Below are 18524 nucleotides of genomic sequence, written 5' to 3'. Positions count from 1 at the left end.
CAGAAGCCCTGCAAACCGACTATCATGGAAATGGACGGCGCTCGCCCTGACAAGGGCGTCGGAACGCGCCAAAGCCTCGCGTGGGACGCATCTACATAAGGAGGATTATCATGCTACTCGAAAATACAGGGTTAAACGGAATGCGCAGCGATCTCGGTCATCTGGACGAGTCCGGCGACAAGCTCGGCTTCGTTCGCTGGCAATGGGAGTACAGCCGCGCGACTTACGATCTGAAGCTTCACGACCGTTCGAGCGGACAAGATTATTACCTGCGCATCGCGACGAGAGCCGTAGAAGGCAAGCTGGAAAATCCGGACGCCGTTCTGGAAGTGGAAGCGGTCTATATCGGCCGCGCGACGTTCCCGCACGGACTGGATTACGAATCGCCGATTCCCGAGCCGATCTTGAATGCCGCGAACCAACGCGCCCAGGATCTGAAGAAGCTGCTCTCCTAGGCAGCGCGGAGGAATACGGATGAAATCTCCGGTGAGCGGCCAGCGCGGCGCGCCAGATTTTCTGTTGCTGATTCTGACGCTTCTGCTCGTAGGATTCGGACTGGTCATGGTATTCAGCGCCAGCTCAAGCATGGCGGTCACCAAGCCCGACTACAACAATGACGCTCTCTACTTCCTGAAGCGTCAATTGATGTGGGTCGGGTTAGGCACGTTTGTCATGCTCGTACTGATGAACATCCATTATCAGAAATACAAAAAGCTGTTTCTGCTGTTTTTCATCGGCACCCTGATCCTTCTTGCCCTCGTTCCGATCATCGGAGAGACGAGAAACGGCGCGACAAGCTGGCTCGGCGTCGGCTCCTTCGGCGTTCAGCCGACCGAATTCGCGAAGCTGGCCATCATCCTGTATTTGGCGGCGATCATCGCGAAAAAGGACGAGAAGTTCCGCGATTTTAAAAAAGGGCTTCTGCCCGTCATGATCGTCGTCGGCTTCTTCGCTTTCCTGATCATGCTCCAGCCCGATTTCGGCTCGTGCGCGATCCTCGTCATGTGCGCGTCGGCGATCGTCGTCGCCGGCGGCTCGAATCTGAAGCATATATTGCTCTCCTCCGCCGTCCTGATCGGCTTGGCCGGACTCGGGACCAGCTTTTATCTGCTGCTGAATCCGGATGCGGGCTTCGGCTTCCGCGGAGACCGCTTCACCGCCTTCCTGGATCCGTTGGCGGATCCGCAAGGAAGCGGCTATCATCTGACCCGCTCGCTGCAGGCGTTCGGGCACGGCGGACTGACGGGAGCCGGGCTCGGCAACAGCATCCAGAAGCTGTTCTATCTCCCTTATGCCTACAACGACTTTATTTTCGCGGTCATCGGAGAAGAGCTCGGCTTTATCGGAACGACGATTTTCATATTGTTTTACGTGCTTTTCTTATGGAGAGCTCTGATCGTCTCGCTGCGATGCCCCGACGTATACGGCACGCTGATCGGGGTCGGTCTGGTGTCACTGATCGCCATCCAGGCCCTCATCAATATGGGGGGCGTCAGCGGAGCGATTCCGATTACCGGGGTGACGCTGCCGTTTATTAGCTATGGCGGCTCGTCGATGCTCACGCTGATGGCCGGCATGGGCATCCTGCTCAGCGTCTCGAGAGAGTACAATCGCGTAGAGAGGCCGGCTCAGACGGCGCCGCCTCCGGTTCGCAATAAAGCCTATCGTTAAACAGAAGAAAGGGATGTCCGCTTGGCGGACATCCCTTTCTTCTGTTCCCGGATCTGTTACTTCACCCGGTTAGCCTCTTCGGTTTCCTCGTCTTTGAAGGCTACGCCTTCGACCTTGACGTTCACTTCGACCACGTTTAAGCCCGTCATGTTCTGAACGGCTTCCCGCACGTTCTCCTGCAGTCTCCGTCCGACCTCCTGAATCGGAATGCCGTACTGGACCACGATACGCAAGTCGATGGCCGCTTCGACCTGGCCGACTTCGACGGATACGCCCTTCTGGGCGTTGCGACCGCTCAGCCTCTTGGCCAACCCTTCCGATATGCCGCCCGACATCGCGGCGATTCCCGGTGTCTCCAACGCCGCCAAGCCTGCAATCGTGGCAACGACGTCATCGGAAATCCGTATAGTACCCTGTTGAAGTTCTTCCGTCATAGCGGCCACTCTCCCCGACCTGTTATGCTTCCATTGTAATGGAAGACCACACCATAATCAACCGCAGCGAAGGTCCCCCGCCTTTATTCTAAACTTCCGATTAACGGCATACAGAAATTGGGTATAGTAAGGAATGCCATAAGAGATCTCTTTAAAATTTGCCTTGGAGATGATGTCCGCTTGCTGAAAAAATTGTTTTACCCGCTCCTGGTCGTCACGTTTCTCCTAAGCGCCCTTTCCCACTATATGCATTGGGGAACGGAGCTTCAATTCGCCTTGGCCGGCATTGCGATATTGTTCGCGGCGGGCCTGCTCGGCAAAGCGACGGAATCCGTCGCCCACTATGCGGGCCAGCGGCTCGGCGGTTTCCTGAACGCCACGTTCGGCAACGCCGCGGAGCTGATCATCGCCATCTTCCTCATCAAGGAAGGCATGTTCGAGATCGTTAAAGCGAGCTTAACCGGCGCCATTATCGGCAATCTGCTCCTGGTTCTCGGCGCAAGCGCGCTGGTCGGCGGATTCAAGTTCAAGGAACAGAAATTCAACGTCCATCTGGCCGGGCAGAACTCTTCGCTGATGCTGCTGAGCGTCATTGCGCTGTTCATCCCCGCCATCTTCGTCAAAACCGAGCACATTTCCGTCGAGAACACGTTGAAAATAAGCGAGATTGTGGCCGCCTTCCTGATTGTCGCCTACATCGGCTGGCTCATCTACTCGATGGTGACGCATAAGGATCTGCTGGCTGAAAAGGAGGACACGCAAGCCGATCACGGCGAAGGTCCGGGCTGGTCCAAGACGCTGTCGGTCGTCCTGCTCGTGGCCGCCACCGTCATGGTCGCCTTTATTAGCGAATGGCTCGTCCATACGCTGGACTCGTTCTCGGCCCGCTTCGGACTGTCCGAATTGTTCATCGGAGCTTTCGTCGTGGCCATCGTCGGCAATGCGGCGGAGCACAGCGCGGCCGTCTTGCTCGCCCTGAAGAACAAGATGGGGGCCGCCGTCGAAATCGCCGTCGGCAGCAGCTTGCAGATCGCGCTATTCGTCGCCCCGGCCCTCGTCTTTATCAGCCTTCTGTTCGGCGGAGGCATGAACCTGATCTTCACGACGATCGAGCTGGCCGCCATCGCCGTCGCCGTCTTCATTGCGATCTCCATCTCCCGGGACGGATCGACGACCTGGTTCGAAGGCATGCTGCTGCTGTTCGTCTACGTTATTCTCGGGGTCTCGTTTTTCTTCGTCTGAGGCCACCGGAACCAAGCCTAAACGCCTTCGGCGTCCTCTGGACGCAGAATCGCGTTTTTGTCGGAGGGGATTCAGAAAAAGGATTTTATACTTGCTGAATGACCGAAAAAAGAAGAGCAGCAGCCCTGCCCTGTCAGGGTGCTACTCTTCTTTCTTTTCCAACGCTTCGTATAGAATCGCCAGATTTCGTTCCAATTGACTGATCAGCAGCTTGCCAGCGCCCTCGTCAACCAGTCCAGTCCGAACCGCGAAATCAACCGCCCGTGAGAAGCCGTACATCTGGGTGTCCAGCACTTCTTCGTATAGCGGGCATTTACGAGTCGTCAGGTTTTCCATCTGGATCGCGATCAACTTCTCGATTTTATCGGCGTCTTCCTGAAGCAGCCTGAGCGCTTTCTCGTGAAGATCGACTAGGGTATCCGATGCTGCCATTCCCACTCCCCCTGTGCCCTTACTCCCAAATCTAAGCCATCAGCCGTCGTAACGACGAGACGTCTGCTGCCGTATTTCCAGCTATCACTTTTATATTAGACCATAATGCCCGGAAGCACAAGGACAGGTGACCGTATTCCCGAAACTTTCCGGCAGGAAACATGAAGCCGGGAGGCCTTTTCCTCGCGGAAGCGGACAAAATAAAAGAACCGTTCTTCAGGTCCCCGTGAAAGCGGCCCGAAAGAACAGTTCCATGAAGCTCAATTCATCATAACGATTATTCCACGACCTTGACGTTCAAGCCGTGCTTGGCGAAAACGGCGCCGAGCTCTTTCTTCGCTTCCTCGGCGTCCGGCCCGTGCACGTGGAGCTCATAAGAAAGATTGCCTACAAGCGTAGTAAACAATCCGAGAATGCTCTTTACATCGATGTACTTGTTATCTGCCTGAAGCACGATAGAAGAACGGAACTTGTTTGCGGTTTGGGACAACTCTACAATGGCCGCATTGTTCGACATAGGATTCCCTCCTAAATTTTAGGCGTATCGATCTCTCCCACATCATAACTTGTTCCCCCAATTTCACGCAAGGGAAAAAAATCATGATTTCAAGAAATCCGGATTCAGTCTCTCCAGTTCGGGATGGACGAAGAGACCGTCCTTGCGGATCAGCACGTCGTCGAAGTACACTTCCCCTCCGCCGTACTCGGGACGCTGGATGAGCACGAGATCCCAGTGAATGGACGACCGATTGCCGTTGTCGGTCACCTCGTAAGCTTGCCCCGGGGTAAAGTGCAGACTGCCGGCGATCTTCTCGTCGAACAGCGTGTCCTTCATCGGATGAAGGATGTAAGGGTTAAAGCCGAGGCTGAACTCGCCGATATGGCGGGCGCCGTCGTCGCTGTCCAGAAGCGCGTTGATCCGCTCGGTGTCGTTCGCCGTCGCTTCGACGATTTTGCCGTTCTCGAACGTGAACTTGACGTTCTCGTAGGTGAAGCCGTTATATACGCTCGGCGTATTGTACGAGATCGTGCCGTTCACGGAGTTGCGAACCGGACACGAGTAGACCTCGCCGTCTGGAATATTGCGTTCTCCGGAGCATTTCTGCGCGCCGATGCCCTTAATCGAGAAAACCAGATCGGTGCCCGGACCGACGATGCGGACCTGATCCGTACGGGCCATCAGCTTCTGAAGCGGATCCATGGCGCGATCCATCTTCGCGTAATCGAGGTTGCAGACGTTAAAATAAAAATCCTCGAACGCCTCCGTGCTCATGTTGGCCGACTGCGCCATCGCGCTGTTCGGGTAGCGCAAAATGACCCATTTCGTCTTTTTGACCCGCTGCTCCATATGTACCGGATGACGGTGGAGACGGTCGTAGGCTTTCATTCGGTCGGACGGCACGTCGGCCAGCTCGTTCGCATTATCGCCCGCCCGAATGCCGATATAGGCGTCCATGCGCTTCATTCGCTCCAGGTCGTAAGCCGCCCACGTCTCCAGCTGCTCGTCGGTCGCATGCAGCAGCAGCGTGCGCAGCACCGAACGGTCCTCGATTTCGACGAACGGATTGCCGCCCAGCCTGGCCACCTCTTCGATCAGGCTCTTAAGCAGCTCCCGTTCGGAACCGATCATTTCGATCAGCACGTTTTCGCCCGGCTGCACGTTGACCGAATAGCCCGCCAGGTTAGCGGCCAACTGCCGGATTCGCGGATCTCTCATTTGCTAACTGCCCCTTTCTTTCCATCCCTTGATTTCCTGCTTAATTGTATCACCTTAAGCTTTGACAAGGAAATTCGTTTCCGACATCCGTTTCTCGCTGTAAGCTTTTCCTTCCCACGCGTAAGACAGCTCCGTCTCCTCCTCCATCCGGATGGGAAACCAGCTTTTCGAATTCGCCGTCCAAAGCACGACCGTGTCGACCTTCAGCGTAGCCAGCGCGGCTTCAAGCTTGCGGTTCGCCTCCTCTAGCTTGCGGCGGGCCCGCTCCGGATCTGTGCCGTACAGCGTCCGATCCGCTCGAACCTCGTCCATCTCCTCCCGAAGAGCGTCTGCGATCCGCCGTTTCGCCGTCTCCTCGTCCAGACGAATCCGGATGCGGACGGGCACTCCCGGCGACGGCGGGTCGGCGTACTCGATCGCGGCGGAGCGGCTGCCCAGCGCCTTGAGCAGGCTGAGCGGTCGGTAGCTCGGGGCGGAGCCCTCCGTCCCTTCCGCCTCGCCCTCCGGCTTGTCCGATGTCGTCCAATTCAGCTTCATGCTGCCGTGACGGTTGACCTCTCCCTCGAAAGCCGCCTTCGTCTCCATCCTCCCCTTCGGATTGTACAGGGCAAGCTCCCCGGCGAATCCGTAGCTGTCTGTTCCGGAAAGCGCGGAAGCCGATAAGGCGAACGCCTTGTCCGCCGGCATGCGGGCATCCGGACCGACGCAGCCGGCTGCCGCCAGAAGAAGCCATCCCGCTCCCCCCAGCATCGCGCATAATTTCTTTGCTCGCTTCATTCCGATCCTCCTTTCGCTTCGTATCGTTTCCCCATTCGCCGGGTCTATGCACGCCGCCCCGAATAAGGAAGGTGCGAGCGGGAGAGCGGCTCGAGCGCCGCGCCCCGTACGAGCGTCACGCCAGCGTCTGGGGCCGTCCCAACAGGATTAAGGGACAGCCCGTTCTCGTTTCTGCAAACGAAAAGAAGCCATTCCTTGGTAATTTACTTTCTGAATCACGAACCAAAAAGCGCGAGTTATGGGGCCATGTAACCCCTCACTCGCGCTTATCCCTCCGAAAAACCGGCCGATCTACCGCAGTAAAAACCACGTTTGAGCCAGCCTCTGGACTCATCGTGTAAGATCGCGCGTCAGCCGACGACGATGCAGTTGCGTCCTCTGTGCTTGGCCTCGTACAGCGCCATATCCGCCTTGTAGAACAGCGTCTCGACGCTGATCTTGGCGTCCTGCAGCCGCCATTCCGAGATTCCGCACGATACGGTCACCTGCGGGCTCGTCTCGGCTTCGACGCGCTCCCGAATCCGCTCCGCCACGCGCTGCGTCTGCTCCAGGTTAAGCAGCGGCAAGTAGATGGCGAGCTCCTCTCCGCCCCAGCGGGCGGCGATGTCGCTGTCGCGGATCGACGTTCGTATGATGTGGCTCACCTGGATGAGAATATCGTCCCCGACCTGGTGGCCGTAAGTGTCGTTCACCTTTTTAAAATGATCGATATCCACCACAATCAGCGAGCCCGAGGGGTCTCTCAGCTGCTTGCGGCCGATTCTCTCGTTGAGATAATGACGCGCGTACAAGCCGGTCAGCTTGTCGGTAATGACCATTCGGCGCACCTCGGCATGCAGCGTAGCGTTCGAGATCGCCAGCCCCAGATGGGCCGACAGCACCTGCAGCAGCTTGTAATTGTCGTAGGAGAAATGGTTGGGCTCGCGCTTGGCGATCATGACGGCCCCGATCGCCTCCCCGTTAAGCAGCAGGGGAGCGGCGAGCAGTGAACGCGAATCCGTCAAGTCCATGAACTTGGACTTGACGGGAGTCGCCGAGCAGTAATCGGACAAAATAATCGGCTCCTTCGTCGTCCACATCACCCCGCAGAAGCCGTATTCCTTCGAATAGGTCTCCCCGATCATGTCCGCCACGTTGGCGGACATGACGACGAACTGCTGAAGCCCGGTGTCGAATTGAAGAATGCAGCAATAATCCGATTTGAATATTTTGAGCAGCTCGGCCGAGGCGAACTGCATCGTCTCCGAAAGCTTCAGGCTGCTGTTCAGCCGCTGCGTAAGCTCGTTGATCAGGCGCAGCTCCCCGACGAGAACGTTGGCCTGTTCGTGAAGCCTGGCCTTCTCGAAAGCCGCGCCCGCGGCGCCCGCCAGCATCGTCAGGAAGCTGATGTCCGCCTCGTCGAACCGGCTGCCCGGCATATCGAGCCTGAGCACGCCGTAGACGCCTTGCTTGCCGGACAGCGGTATGGCGATGCGATGGCGTTCGGCCGAAAGCTCCTCCCGAATCTTTCCGTCCAGGAACGCGGCTCTGCATAAATCCATATCGTTCAGATGGAAGGCCAGAGGGCGGACCTTCTCGTTGGGACTGGCATAGTCTTGCGACAGGAACAAATCCGCCTTGCAGATCGGATACAGCTCCTCCAGGCTGTCCAGCACTTCGGTTAGGACGTTCTCCACATCGATATGGTCGTTCAGCCGTCTCATGACGCCGAACAGAATGTTTCGGCGCGCCTCCTCCTTCGTGGACAGCTTGCGCTCTCTCAGCAGGTCTCCGACGAACAAGTTCTCGAAATCCCGGTAAATACAGCTGCGGATATGAAGCGCGGCCGCCTGCAGCAGCTTGAGATCGCCGGCCTGTGCCGAGCCCGCCGGAAGCAGGCAGGCGACTACCGCGCATGGAAAGCCGGTCGTTCTCGTAAAGATCGGCACGGCGATCGAATCGTATTCCTTAAGTCTGGCCAGTCGATGCTCCTCCGCCCGCATCAGCGTCGGACGACAAGTGTCCAGCGCCCTGCTGGCCGCCGTCGGTCCGATCTCTTCCTCGCTCCAGGACGGAAACTCGGCGTCCGACTCCTCCTCGGCTTCGTTCCCGACGACGTTCGTTCCGTCCGGGTGAAGCAGCGCCATCGGCCCTCCGAGCCAGGGAAAGCCTTCGACCTCCTCCAGCCACTCTGCGAAGCCTCTCCTCAGCAGATCATGAACGTAAGGCAAATCCGCCTCTGTGAGCTCCTGCTTCTGCAGCCAATTCGGTAACCATTGACGGGTGCGGGATGGATTGTCCTTATTGTCTTGCGATTCGTGATGCTGCTGCAATTTCCGCTTGCGAACCATGCCCGACACCTCCATCCCCGATGTCCCCTTTTTTTTAATATACAATGAATCTGTGAATTTTGCACTAGCTTCATAGAAGTCCATAGTCTTCAGGCTTATTTTTTTAAGCGCTTTCTTTACGGCGCCCTGTACGAATCTCCGCTCCAAAATAATTGGGGGGATTGAATGTTTCTTGACAAATCCCTGCAACTTCTTATAATATATCTTGTTGAATACTGGGCTTAGATCTTGTGGCACCCTCTCGGACGATCCACCAGCGGGCAGCGGCTGAACTTCCCTGCTGGAACCGGACCTGCCGGTTCAGGACAATCCGCGCAACGAAACCCGTTTTCAAAACCATTTCTTTTTGAAAAAGGAGCTTTCTCACACATGGCAAGATATACAGGTCCTAAGTTCAAGTTAAGTCGCCGCCTTGGAATCTCCCTGAGCGGATCGGGCAAGGAATTGAAGCGCGCATTCCCTCCGGGACAGCACGGCAACAACCAACGCCGCAAAATCAGCGGATACGGAATGCAGCTGCAAGAGAAACAAAAGCTTCGCCATATGTACGGGCTGAACGAGAAGCAGTTCCGCAACCTGTTCGACCGCGCGTCGAAGCAGCAAGGGATCGCCGGCGATAACTTCCTGATCCTGCTGGAAAGCCGTCTCGACAACCTCGTGTACCGTCTCGGCTGGGCGAACTCCCGCTACGGTTCCCGTCAGCTGGTCTCCCACGGCCACGTGACGGTGAACGGCAAGAAGGTCGACATCGCTTCCTATACGGTGCAAGTCGGCGATGTGATCGGTCTTCGCGAGCGCAGCCGCTCCCTGAAATCGATCAAAGAAGCTCTGGAAGGTCGCCATCATATTCCTGGCTACCTGGACTACAACGCCAACGCTATGGAAGGCAAGTACGCTCGTCTTCCGGATCGCGGCGAGCTGTCCCAAGAGATCGACGTTAAGCAAATCGTCGAGTTCTACAGCCGTTAATCGTCCTCCAGAACCCCAAAGCCCCTCGTCTTCCCCAACAAGGAAGCGAGGGGCTTTTCTTTCGATTGACGGAACGGATCGCCCCCCTCTCCTGAAGCGCTGCGCGAGAAGTTAAAGCAGCGAATAGGAGGACTCGACGCTTTATGGTACAATTCGGGTAGAATCTGCAGAATCCATAAGGAGTGAGTCGCGAGATGATAAACGAAACGTTAAGCAAAGCCCTGAACGACCAACTCAATTACGAGCTCTATTCCGCTCACGTCTACTTGGCGATCGCGGCCTACTGCTCCGGCGAAAGCCTGGACGGCTTCGCCAACTTTTTCACCGTGCAGGCGGAGGAAGAGAAGTTCCACGCGATGAAAATCTACAAATACTTAAACGACCGCGGCATCCGCGTGACGTTGTCCGGGATGGACACTCCGAACAACGAATATGCGTCGGTGCTCGACGCTTACGAGCATGCGTACGAGCATGAGCAGGAAGTAACCCGCCGCATCTACCACTTGTCCGATCTGGCCATGAACGACCGCGAGCACGCGACGATTCAGTTTCTCAAATGGTTTATCGACGAACAGGTCGAGGAGGAAGCGATGTTCGACTCGATCATCAACAAGCTGAAGCGAATCGACAAGGACAGCAACGCCTTCTTCATGATGGACGCGGAGTTCGCCGCGCGGACGTTCACCCCGCCCGCGCTCTAAGCCTCCTGACGGCCGTTCGAGGGACGTCCCGTCGCTCATCTTCGGATGACGACGGGATGTCCTTTTTTTGTCGGGAAAAACACAACCTCGGCCCGCTTGCTGCGTATAACCCTTACAGCAAGCAGCGAAGGCGGGGCCGATCCGATCCGCGCCTCCCCCTTCGTGCGCGGCGGACAGAGGGGGCGCCTTCAGCGCGTTCCGGCCGCCATTGTTCCATGAAGGCAAACTATGGTTATGTATGCTATAATAGTTCTGTTTGTTGAAGGAGGATTTCAAAGAATGACGACGACAAAACAACCCCCTTCGGAGCCAGAACGCAAGGGAGAAGGCTTCAAGACGGCAGGAAAAATCGCGGGGTTCACCGTACTCTGGCTTATTCTGTTCGGCATTTTGGCCGGACTGGTCGGCGCCGGAGCGGTGGCCGGCTTCGTGGCGTCCCTCGTTCACGAAGAACCGATCCGGGATCGCGCATTCATAGAGCAGAAAATTAACGAGAACGCGATTACGGGATTCGTGTACTTTAACGACGGAACTCCGATCGGACAGATGCGCACGGAAGAAGACCGCCGGCCGGTCACCTACGACCAAATTCCGCAAATCATCATCGACGCGGTCGTCTCGATCGAAGATAAAAACTTCTTCACCCATCCCGGAGTGGATACGAACGGATTGCTGCGCGCGGTAAAGCAGCAGCTGCTGAACGAAAGCGTCCAAACCGGCGGAAGCACGATTACCCAGCAGCTTGCCCGCTGGGTGTTCCTCACGCTGGATCAGACGTCCAGCCGCAAGGCGAAGGAGATTTTCCTCTCGCTTCGTCTGGAGCGGTATTTAACCAAAGAAGAAATTTTGACGGCGTACTTGAACAAGGTGCCTTACGGCAACGGCTCCAACGGCTATCAGGTATTCGGCATCAAGGCGGCGTCCAAGGGCATCTTCGGCATCGACAGGCTGGATCAGCTGAACATCGCCCAGGCGGCTTATCTGGCGGGAGTGCCGCAGCTCCCTTCCCTCCACTCCGCCTTTAACGGCAAGGGCGAGTTCAACCAGAAGAACTTCGATCGCGCCGTCAAGCGGCAGAAGCTCGTCCTGAGCCGCATGCTCGAGGAGAACAAGATTACGAAAGCCCAGTACGAGGAAGCGCTCGCTTTCGATCTCTACAAGTCTCTGGCGAAGCCGACGGAGAAAGCGTACAATACTTATCCTTATTTGATGCTCGAAGTCGAGCGGCAGGCGGCCGAGCTGCTCGTATTAAAGCAAAACCCCGATCTGACTCGCGAGGATCTGAAGAAAAAAGAAAATTCGGGACTGATCGAAGAAGCTCGCGCGCAGCTTCTGCGGGGCGGCTACAGAGTCAAAACGACCATCGACAAAAAAGTATACAACCTGATGCACGATATCGCGGAAGATCCGGAGAACTTCGCCCCCGATCATCCGACGAAGGGCGTCGAGCAAGTCGCCGCCGTCATGATCGATCATAAGACGGGAGCGATTCTCGGCATGATCGAGGGACGCGATTTCCACATCGAGCAGATGAACTTCGCGACCCAGATGGTCCGGCAGCCGGGCTCGGCCATGAAGCCGGTCGCCGCTTACCTGCCCGCTATCGACAAAGGGCTGATCCAGCCGGCCAGCGTCCTGGACGACTCGCCGATCATTCTGAAAAACGGCGGAGGCGGCTACCATATTCCGAAAAACTCCAACAACCGGTATTCCGGCCTTGTTACGGCGCGCCAAGCGTTAAACAGCTCTTATAATATTCCGGCGCTGAAAATCTTCCTGGAGAAGGTCGGCATTCAGGACTCGTGGGAATTCGTCCGCTCTCTCGGCATCACTACGCTGGTCGAGGAAGACAACGAAGCCCAGACGGGCGTCATCGGCGGGCTGAAGTACGGCACGTCCGTCGAGGAGCTCACGAACGCTTACGCCGCGATCGCGAACAAAGGCGTATTCAACGATGCGTATCTCATCGAGGAAATCCGCGACGCGAACAATCAGATCGTTCATAAGCACGAACTGGAGCCGAAGAGGGTCGTCTCGGAGCAATCGGCTTACCTGATGACCGATATGCTGCGGACGGTCGTGACGAACGGCACGGCCACCACGCTCATGTCGCAGTTCAAAAACTACAAGAATATCCCGATCGTCGGCAAAACCGGGACGACGCAAAACTACAGCGACGTCTGGTTCGAAGGCTACACCCCGGACATTACGCTCGGCGTGTGGGTCGGACACGAGAAAGTGATTCATACGCTTTCCTCGAACAGCCACGGAAGAGCGCGGTCGATCTGGGCCAAAATTATGAACGAAGTGACCGAGGCGAAGCCGGAGCTGTTCCCGACCTCGTCGTTCGAGAAGCCGAAGGACATCGTCTCGATGACCGTATCGAGCGTCAGCGGCAAGCTGCCGACGGATTTGACCCGGCAGGCCGGGAAGCTGGTCACCGATATTTTTAACCGCAAGTTTATTCCTACGGAATCCGACGACGCTCTGGTCAAGGTCAAATATATTTCGTACAACGGCGTTAACTACTTGCCGCAAGAAGGCACGCCGGAGGATCTGCTGCGCGAGTCGGTCATGATCGTCCGGGAGGCGCCTCTGGATACGCTGATCGAGGAGCTGCAGGCGAAGCTCGGCCAGGTGTCGGCCCAAAGCCGCAGGCCGCTCTCCTATTACTTGCCGAAGGACGCAGCCCAGAGCGCGCCTTCCAAAATCGATCCGAGGGTCGAGGACGGAGCCGTGCCGAGTCCTCCGCGCAACGTCATGGTAGAGACGCTGGACAACTTGGCGAGAATTACGCTCAGCGCGTCGCCGGAGGCGGACGTGGCCGGCTATCGTCTTTACCGGTCGCTGAACGGAGGCGCCTTCCAGAAAGTCGAAGCTTCCTTGCCGGCCGGCGAGGATTTGAAATTCGTCAATTACATCAGCTTATCTCAGTCCTACAGATATTACGTGACCGCTGTAGACGTGGCCGGCAAGGAATCGGCGCCAAGCGAGATCGTGGCGACCGGCGGCGTCGACATCGTCGATCCCACGCTGCCGGGAGGACCGGCCGCCCCCGGGCAGGTCATCGAGGACCCGGGCTCCGAAGTCCCTCCGGAAATTCCGAGCGGCGGAGGCGGAGGCGCGCCGTCCGCGCCAAGCGGCTTAAACGCCCGGGCGACGGAGATCGGCGTCATCCTCTCCTGGAACGCCAATCCGGCGGAGGAGGGCGTGACTCAGTATCAGATTTGGCACAGCGCCGACAACGACAAATACAAGCTGCTGGGTACGACCGACTCGACTTCCTTCGAATACATTACGCCTGAGCCGACAGGCCGGTATCGGATTACGGCCGTCAGCCCCTCCGGGGAATCGACGCCTACCGCCTCCGTCGAAGTGAGAGCCGGAGGCTAACGAAAGGTTAACGAAACAGAGGGTGCATTCGCCGTCCTTTTCCGGACGGCGAATGCACCCTCTGTTGTTTGACTCGTTAGCAGCGCCTTAATCCTCGATCGTAGACAAATCGCCTGTCGGCAAGTTCAGCTCCCAGGCTTTCAGCACCCTGCGCATAATTTTGCCGCTGCGCGTTTTCGGCAGTTTGTCCTTGAATTCGATCTCGCGCGGAGAGGCGTGAGCGGACAAACCTTCCTTGACGAACTTGGCGATGTCCGCCTTCAGCTCGTCGGACGGCTCGTAGCCCTCCCGCAGCGAGATGAACGCCTTAATGATCTCGCCGCGAAGCGGATCGGGCTTGCCGATGACTCCCGCTTCGGCGACGGCCGGATGCTCGACCAGCTTGCTCTCGACTTCGAACGGGCCGACCCGCTCTCCGGACGTATTAATGACGTCGTCGATCCGTCCCTGGAACCAGAAATAGCCTTCGTCGTCCTTATAGGCCGAATCTCCGGACACGTACCAGCCCGGTATATGGAAATACTCTTGATACTTCGTCGGATTGTTCCAAATTTTGCGCATCATGGACGGCCACGGCGTCTTGATCGCCAGATTGCCCATCCGGAACGGCGGCAGCTCGCTGCCCTGATCGTCGATAATAGCCGCCTGTACGCCTGGAATCGGCTTGCCCATCGACCCCGGCTTAATCTCCATGCTCGGGTAGTTGCAAATCAACTGCCCGCCGGTCTCCGTCATCCACCAAGTATCGTGAATGCGCTGGCCGTAGACCCGGTTGCCCCAGCGAACGACTTCCGGATTAAGCGGCTCGCCTACGCTCAGCACGTGACGCAGGCACGACAGATCAAACGACTTGACGGCATCGTCTCCGGCCCCCATCAGCATGCGGAAAGCGGTTGGCGCGCTGTACCATACCGTCACCTTGTACTTCTCGATTGTGGCGTACCAATCCTGCGGGCTGAAGCGTCCGCCGCGCACGACGTTCGTCACACCGTTCAGCCAAGGGGCAAACACGCCGTAAGACGTTCCCGTTACCCAGCCGGGATCGGCCGTGCACCAGTAGACGTCGTCCTCGCGCAAATCCAGTACGATGCGGCCGGTATGATAGTGCTGCACCATGGCGTTCTGAACGTGAAATACGCCCTTGGGCTTGCCCGTAGATCCGGAAGTGTAATGAAGAATCAGGCCGTCCTCCCGATCCAGGAAGGTGACCTCCGCGTCGTCTGAGGCGCCTGCCATCGCTTTGCGGAAATCGATAATGCCGTTCCCTTCTTCTACGGAATCCCCGAATACGAGAACATGCTTCAGCTCGGGCAGCTCCGCCCGAGGCACCCGGGACAACAGCGCAGGCGTCGTAATTAAAGCGACCGCTCCGCTATCCTGCAGACGGTCCCGAACGGCGGTCTCCATGAACGCTTCGAACAGCGGACCGACGACGGCTCCGACTTTAATCGTTCCGAGCAGGCTGAAGTACAGCTCCGGAGTCCGCGGCATAAAAATAAATACGCGGTCGCCCTTGCCCACTCCCAGCCCGCGAAGCACGTTGGCGAAACGGTTGGACTGCTTCGACATTTCCTCGAAAGTATAGCTTTCCTCGCGATGGTTGTCGCTGTAATGCAGCGCGACCTTGCTGCCGCGGCCTTCGGCCACATGACGGTCGATCGCCTCGTGCGCCATGTTCACCTTGCCGGTCGACGACCACGTAAAGTGCTTCTCGACGTCAGCCCAGTTAAAGCCTTTGACCGCCTCTTCATAAGAAGCCATGTTGGACACTTTCGCCGTAACGGCCAGTTTTTCGTCCGATTGCAATGTCACACTCCATCACCTTCCCATTGAATTCCGGGCACCCATTAGAGAATGCGCTTTCATAAACTTGAGGCTAACCCTCTATCACAGCCATTATAACACAGCGCCACTAAGCTCTGTATAGTGGGCAAGGACAAATTCGCGCTTTAAGGGGGCATTATTCCTGCGCGTTCCCCGTACGCGAGGCTCGTCACCGAAGCGGAATATGCTATAATAAACAAAGCTGTAACACCGTTTACAAGGGGGAACGGCATGGAGCATATTAAAAAATACGTCCGCCGCACGATCGAACGTCACGGCCGCTCCCTGATCGTGGAAGGTCCCGTTGCGCCGGAAGAGCTCCGGAGGCTGACGATGCACCCGAAGCTGGACGCCTTCCGCAGGCCGGCGGAGCAGCATGTCGCGCTGGTCGAGATCGCGGAACTGCCGGAAGGCAGAATTATCGCCGCCCGGGACGGGGACGTCATCGTCGGGTACGTCACCTTCCATTATCCCGACGAGATGGAGCGCTGGTCCGATGGCGGCATGGAAGATCTCGTCGAGCTGGGAGCGATCGAAGTCGCCGACGACTACCGGAACTTCGGGCTCGGCAAAGCGATGATCTCCGCCGCCTTCGAAGGCGGACAACTGGACAATATGATCGTGTTCACGACCGAATATTATTGGCACTGGGATCTGGAATCCAGCGGCCTGAACGTCTGGGAGTACCGGGAGATGATGGAGCGGCTCATGAAATCGGTCGGCATGGTCTGGTTTGCCACCGACGATCCGGAGATTTGCGCGCATCCCGCGAACTGTCTGATGGTCCGAATCGGCAAGGACGTTCCGCTGTCGTCCGTCGAGCAGTTCGACCGCGTTCGGTTCAGACAACGTTTCATGTATTAGAAAGGCAGGCGACCTCCTCTGGCTTCCAATACGTTATGGATTGACAATCAAGCTTACCGGAAGTATCGATTTTCCGACGACCATCCTTTTCACCCGCTCCGCCTGGCGCTGACCGAAAATCTGCTGCGGGAGAGCGGCGCTCTGAACGACAGCCAAGCGATTTCCCCCTTCCCTGCGGAGGAGGCCGAACGAAAAATCCGGGACATCCACCGGGCCGACTACGTCGAGGCCGTACTGGCGCTTGGGGCCGGCACGCCGGATATGAAAGCGCTTAGCCAAGCCGCGCGCTACGGACTGGAGACGGACGGAGACACGCCCTTCTTCCCCGATATGCACCAGGCGGCCGTAGAGCTGGCGGCAGGTTCCATGGCGGCCGCCGATGCGGTCATGGCGGGCCGGACGACCCGGGCGCTGCACATGGCGGGCGGCCTGCACCATGCGTTCCCCGACCGGGCCTCCGGCTTCTGCATCTACAACGACGCGGCCGCGGCAATTGCCCATGTGCGCGAGAACTATTCGGGACGCGTGCTGTACATCGACACCGACGTCCACCACGGTGACGGAGTTCAGTGGTTCTTTTACACCGATCCCGACGTGTTCACGCTGTCGATCCACGAGACCGGCAAGTTTCTGTTTCCCGGAAGCGGCTTTCCCCATGAACGAGGCGACTCTTCCGGCTACGGGGCCTGTCTGAACGTCTCCATGGAGCCGTATACGGAGGACGATTCCTGGCTGGAATGCTTCGGCCGCGCGATCGAAAGCGCCGCCCGCGCCTTCCGGCCGGATCTGATCGTCAGCCAGCACGGGTGCGACGCCCACGCCTTCGACCCTCTCGCCCATATTCACTGCAGCATGCGAATTTACCGGGAAATGCCGAAAATGATCCGCAGTCTGGCGGACCGGTACGCGGACGGCAGATGGGTCGCTCTCGGAGGCGGCGGATACGATCATTGGAGAGTGGTGCCGCGGGCGTGGAGCCTGCTCTGGCTGGTGATGAACGACCACCCGCTGCTGGCTTCGATCGACGCCCAGGCGGACGGCGGCCTGCTGCCGAAGGGCTGGCCCAGCGTCCCCGTTAGCCGCAAGCCGGATTACCCGCTGCCTTCGACTTGGCTGGACGATGTAGGCCTCTGGACGCCGATGCCGCGGAGAGCGGAAATTACCGAGAAAAACCAAAAAAATCTCGAAATCGCGCTGCAGCATATCGGATAAAAAAGGCCGTGCCCTTCGGCAAGTGGTCTCCTCCCGGAGACATCTCTTGCCGAAGGCACGGCCCTCTTCCTCATAAAGACTTGACGATTTCTTCGACGATCGCGTAGGAGCGGTTGGACGCCTCCACCGTGAACTCGGCAAAATTCACCTGCGCCGAACCGTCCGCCTTATCGGACATCGAACGGATGATGACGTGGGGAATATCGTTCATGAAGCACACCTGCGCGACCGAGGCTCCCTCCATCTCCGTGCAGGCGCCGCCGAATTGCTCGTACAGCGACTGAACCTTCGCCCTGTCGGCCACGAATTGATCGCCGGACACTATTTTCCCGACTTTGCAGCGACCTGGATACGCCTTGCGGCCGGCTTCTTCGGCCAAAGCGATCAGCCGCTCGTCGGCCCGATACTCCGAGACGTCCTGGTACGGAATCGTCCCCCGCGGGAACCCGAGCGCGGTCACGTCGACGTCGTGCTGCAGGCTGCTGGAGGAGATGACGATATCCCCGATGTCCAGCTGCGGATCGACCGCTCCGGCCACTCCGGTGAAGAGAACCGCGTCCGCTCCGAACCTGTCGATCAAAATTTGCGTGCAGACCGCCGCGTTCACCTTCCCGACGCCCGAGCGGGTCAATACGACCTTCTTGCCGTGAAAAACGCCGCGATGGTACGAGATGCCCGCGCGGCTCTCCGTTTGCTTGTCTTCCATATGCGCGAGCAGCAGCTCGATCTCTTCCTGCATCGCTCCGATAATCCCGATCGTATCGAATGTCATCCCGATCTCTTCCTTTCTTCGGCGAGAATTGCCGCAAGCCCGGAACGGCTTGCGCCCATAGTCATAACCACCGGCTTAGCCGGTGGCTTCCATCAGCCCTATAAGGGCATGGTACTAGCAAGCGCCTAAGAAGGCGCCCTGAAAGTCTGCCAACCGCGAGCGGTCTCGGGCTTGCCCCTTAAAGGG

General features: G+C 57.8%; 17 protein-coding genes. 8 read left to right on the top strand and 9 right to left on the bottom strand.

Annotated features, from left to right (window positions below):
* Positions 1-110: 110 nt before the first annotated feature.
* Positions 111-455 (top strand): YugN family protein, encoded by a 345-nt coding sequence (locus ACFO3S_RS11280; protein ID WP_378095469.1) that lies wholly within the window; start codon positions 111-113, stop codon positions 453-455.
* A gap of 19 nt (positions 456-474) precedes the next feature.
* Positions 475-1671 (top strand): putative lipid II flippase FtsW, encoded by a 1197-nt coding sequence (ftsW, locus tag ACFO3S_RS11275; RefSeq protein ID WP_378095466.1) that lies wholly within the window; start codon positions 475-477, stop codon positions 1669-1671.
* 56 nt (positions 1672-1727) lie between these two features.
* On the opposite strand, the gene ACFO3S_RS11270 is transcribed toward ftsW, so the two are convergent.
* On the bottom strand, positions 1728-2105 hold the full coding sequence (locus tag ACFO3S_RS11270) for an Asp23/Gls24 family envelope stress response protein (RefSeq protein ID WP_378095463.1): 378 nt from the start codon (positions 2103-2105) through the stop codon (positions 1728-1730).
* A 183-nt stretch (positions 2106-2288) separates the two neighbouring features.
* Here ACFO3S_RS11270 and cax point away from each other — a divergent pair, with 183 nt between their 5' ends.
* On the top strand, positions 2289-3347 hold the full coding sequence (gene cax, locus ACFO3S_RS11265; protein WP_378096060.1) for a calcium/proton exchanger: 1059 nt from the start codon (positions 2289-2291) through the stop codon (positions 3345-3347).
* Positions 3348-3488: 141 nt separating this feature from the next.
* On the opposite strand, the gene ACFO3S_RS11260 is transcribed toward cax, so the two are convergent.
* The 5 genes from ACFO3S_RS11260 to ACFO3S_RS11240 form a co-directional block, all read right to left on the bottom strand.
* Complete coding sequence (locus ACFO3S_RS11260; RefSeq protein WP_378095460.1) at positions 3489-3779, bottom strand: Fpa/YlaN family protein; 291 nt, start codon at positions 3777-3779, stop codon at positions 3489-3491.
* Between the two features lie 277 nt (positions 3780-4056).
* Positions 4057-4296 (bottom strand): HPr family phosphocarrier protein, encoded by a 240-nt coding sequence (locus ACFO3S_RS11255; RefSeq protein ID WP_378095458.1) that lies wholly within the window; start codon positions 4294-4296, stop codon positions 4057-4059.
* 81 nt (positions 4297-4377) lie between these two features.
* Positions 4378-5496 (bottom strand): aminopeptidase, encoded by a 1119-nt coding sequence (locus ACFO3S_RS11250; protein ID WP_378095455.1) that lies wholly within the window; start codon positions 5494-5496, stop codon positions 4378-4380.
* 54 nt (positions 5497-5550) lie between these two features.
* Positions 5551-6273, bottom strand: coding sequence for a hypothetical protein (locus ACFO3S_RS11245; protein ID WP_378095453.1), 723 nt, complete (start codon positions 6271-6273; stop codon positions 5551-5553).
* A gap of 350 nt (positions 6274-6623) precedes the next feature.
* The gene (locus ACFO3S_RS11240; protein WP_378095451.1) at positions 6624-8603 is read right to left on the bottom strand and encodes a sensor domain-containing diguanylate cyclase; all 1980 of its coding nucleotides are present in this window, start codon (positions 8601-8603) and stop codon (positions 6624-6626) included.
* A gap of 369 nt (positions 8604-8972) precedes the next feature.
* On the opposite strand from ACFO3S_RS11240, the gene rpsD reads away from it, so the two are divergent.
* The 3 genes from rpsD to ACFO3S_RS11225 all read left to right on the top strand — a co-directional run bounded on the left by rpsD (position 8973) and on the right by ACFO3S_RS11225 (position 13666).
* A complete protein-coding gene (rpsD, locus tag ACFO3S_RS11235; protein ID WP_378095449.1) occupies positions 8973-9572 on the top strand; it encodes a 30S ribosomal protein S4 in 600 nt (199 codons plus the stop codon).
* Positions 9573-9769: 197 nt separating this feature from the next.
* Positions 9770-10273: a ferritin gene (locus ACFO3S_RS11230; RefSeq protein ID WP_378096057.1), complete on the top strand. Its 504-nt coding sequence runs from the start codon at positions 9770-9772 to the stop codon at positions 10271-10273.
* A 279-nt stretch (positions 10274-10552) separates the two neighbouring features.
* Positions 10553-13666 carry a transglycosylase domain-containing protein gene (locus ACFO3S_RS11225; protein WP_378095446.1) on the top strand — a complete coding sequence of 1038 codons (3114 nt, stop codon included), beginning with the start codon at positions 10553-10555 and terminating at the stop codon, positions 13664-13666.
* 87 nt (positions 13667-13753) lie between these two features.
* Here the strand turns inward: ACFO3S_RS11225 and acsA are convergent, their stop codons facing one another.
* Complete coding sequence (gene acsA / locus ACFO3S_RS11220) at positions 13754-15478, bottom strand: acetate--CoA ligase (RefSeq protein ID WP_378095444.1); 1725 nt, start codon at positions 15476-15478, stop codon at positions 13754-13756.
* 243 nt (positions 15479-15721) lie between these two features.
* On the opposite strand from acsA, the gene ACFO3S_RS11215 reads away from it, so the two are divergent.
* The gene (locus tag ACFO3S_RS11215) at positions 15722-16354 is read left to right on the top strand and encodes a GNAT family N-acetyltransferase (protein WP_378095442.1); all 633 of its coding nucleotides are present in this window, start codon (positions 15722-15724) and stop codon (positions 16352-16354) included.
* A 33-nt stretch (positions 16355-16387) separates the two neighbouring features.
* On the opposite strand, the gene ACFO3S_RS11210 is transcribed toward ACFO3S_RS11215, so the two are convergent.
* Complete coding sequence (locus ACFO3S_RS11210; protein WP_378095440.1) at positions 16388-16510, bottom strand: hypothetical protein; 123 nt, start codon at positions 16508-16510, stop codon at positions 16388-16390.
* Between ACFO3S_RS11210 and ACFO3S_RS11205 the strand changes: the two genes are divergently transcribed.
* Positions 16457-17566, top strand: coding sequence for an acetoin utilization protein AcuC (locus ACFO3S_RS11205; protein ID WP_378096054.1), 1110 nt, complete (start codon positions 16457-16459; stop codon positions 17564-17566). The genes ACFO3S_RS11210 and ACFO3S_RS11205 overlap by 54 nt on opposite strands.
* 70 nt (positions 17567-17636) lie before the next feature.
* Here the strand turns inward: ACFO3S_RS11205 and ACFO3S_RS11200 are convergent, their stop codons facing one another.
* Entirely contained in the window at positions 17637-18338 is a 702-nt protein-coding gene (locus ACFO3S_RS11200) for a 5'-methylthioadenosine/adenosylhomocysteine nucleosidase (protein WP_378095438.1), read from the bottom strand.
* Positions 18339-18524: the final 186 nt, after the last annotated feature.

Source organism: Cohnella hongkongensis, assembly GCF_042654645.1.
Lineage (GTDB): Bacteria > Bacillota > Bacilli > Paenibacillales > Paenibacillaceae > Cohnella > Cohnella hongkongensis.
The sequence above is the reverse complement of the archived record's forward strand: the minus strand, read 5'-3'. Positions and strand labels throughout refer to the sequence as shown.

Excerpts from the sequence above, each read along its gene's own strand:
- ACFO3S_RS11250 (WP_378095455.1), bottom strand. The coding sequence starts at position 5,496 with ATGAGAGATCCGCGAATCCGGCAGTTGGCCGCTAACCTGGCGGGCTAT.
- ftsW (WP_378095466.1), top strand. The coding sequence starts at position 475 with ATGAAATCTCCGGTGAGCGGCCAGCGCGGCGCGCCAGATTTTCTGTTG.
- ACFO3S_RS11255 (WP_378095458.1), bottom strand. The coding sequence starts at position 4,296 with ATGTCGAACAATGCGGCCATTGTAGAGTTGTCCCAAACCGCAAACAAG.
- ACFO3S_RS11280 (WP_378095469.1), top strand. The coding sequence starts at position 111 with ATGCTACTCGAAAATACAGGGTTAAACGGAATGCGCAGCGATCTCGGT.
- ACFO3S_RS11240 (WP_378095451.1), bottom strand. The coding sequence starts at position 8,603 with ATGGTTCGCAAGCGGAAATTGCAGCAGCATCACGAATCGCAAGACAAT.
- rpsD (WP_378095449.1), top strand. The coding sequence starts at position 8,973 with ATGGCAAGATATACAGGTCCTAAGTTCAAGTTAAGTCGCCGCCTTGGA.
- ACFO3S_RS11225 (WP_378095446.1), top strand. The coding sequence starts at position 10,553 with ATGACGACGACAAAACAACCCCCTTCGGAGCCAGAACGCAAGGGAGAA.
- ACFO3S_RS11200 (WP_378095438.1), bottom strand. The coding sequence starts at position 18,338 with ATGACATTCGATACGATCGGGATTATCGGAGCGATGCAGGAAGAGATC.
- ACFO3S_RS11245 (WP_378095453.1), bottom strand. The coding sequence starts at position 6,273 with ATGAAGCGAGCAAAGAAATTATGCGCGATGCTGGGGGGAGCGGGATGG.
- ACFO3S_RS11270 (WP_378095463.1), bottom strand. The coding sequence starts at position 2,105 with ATGACGGAAGAACTTCAACAGGGTACTATACGGATTTCCGATGACGTC.
- ACFO3S_RS11215 (WP_378095442.1), top strand. The coding sequence starts at position 15,722 with ATGGAGCATATTAAAAAATACGTCCGCCGCACGATCGAACGTCACGGC.
- ACFO3S_RS11260 (WP_378095460.1), bottom strand. The coding sequence starts at position 3,779 with ATGGCAGCATCGGATACCCTAGTCGATCTTCACGAGAAAGCGCTCAGG.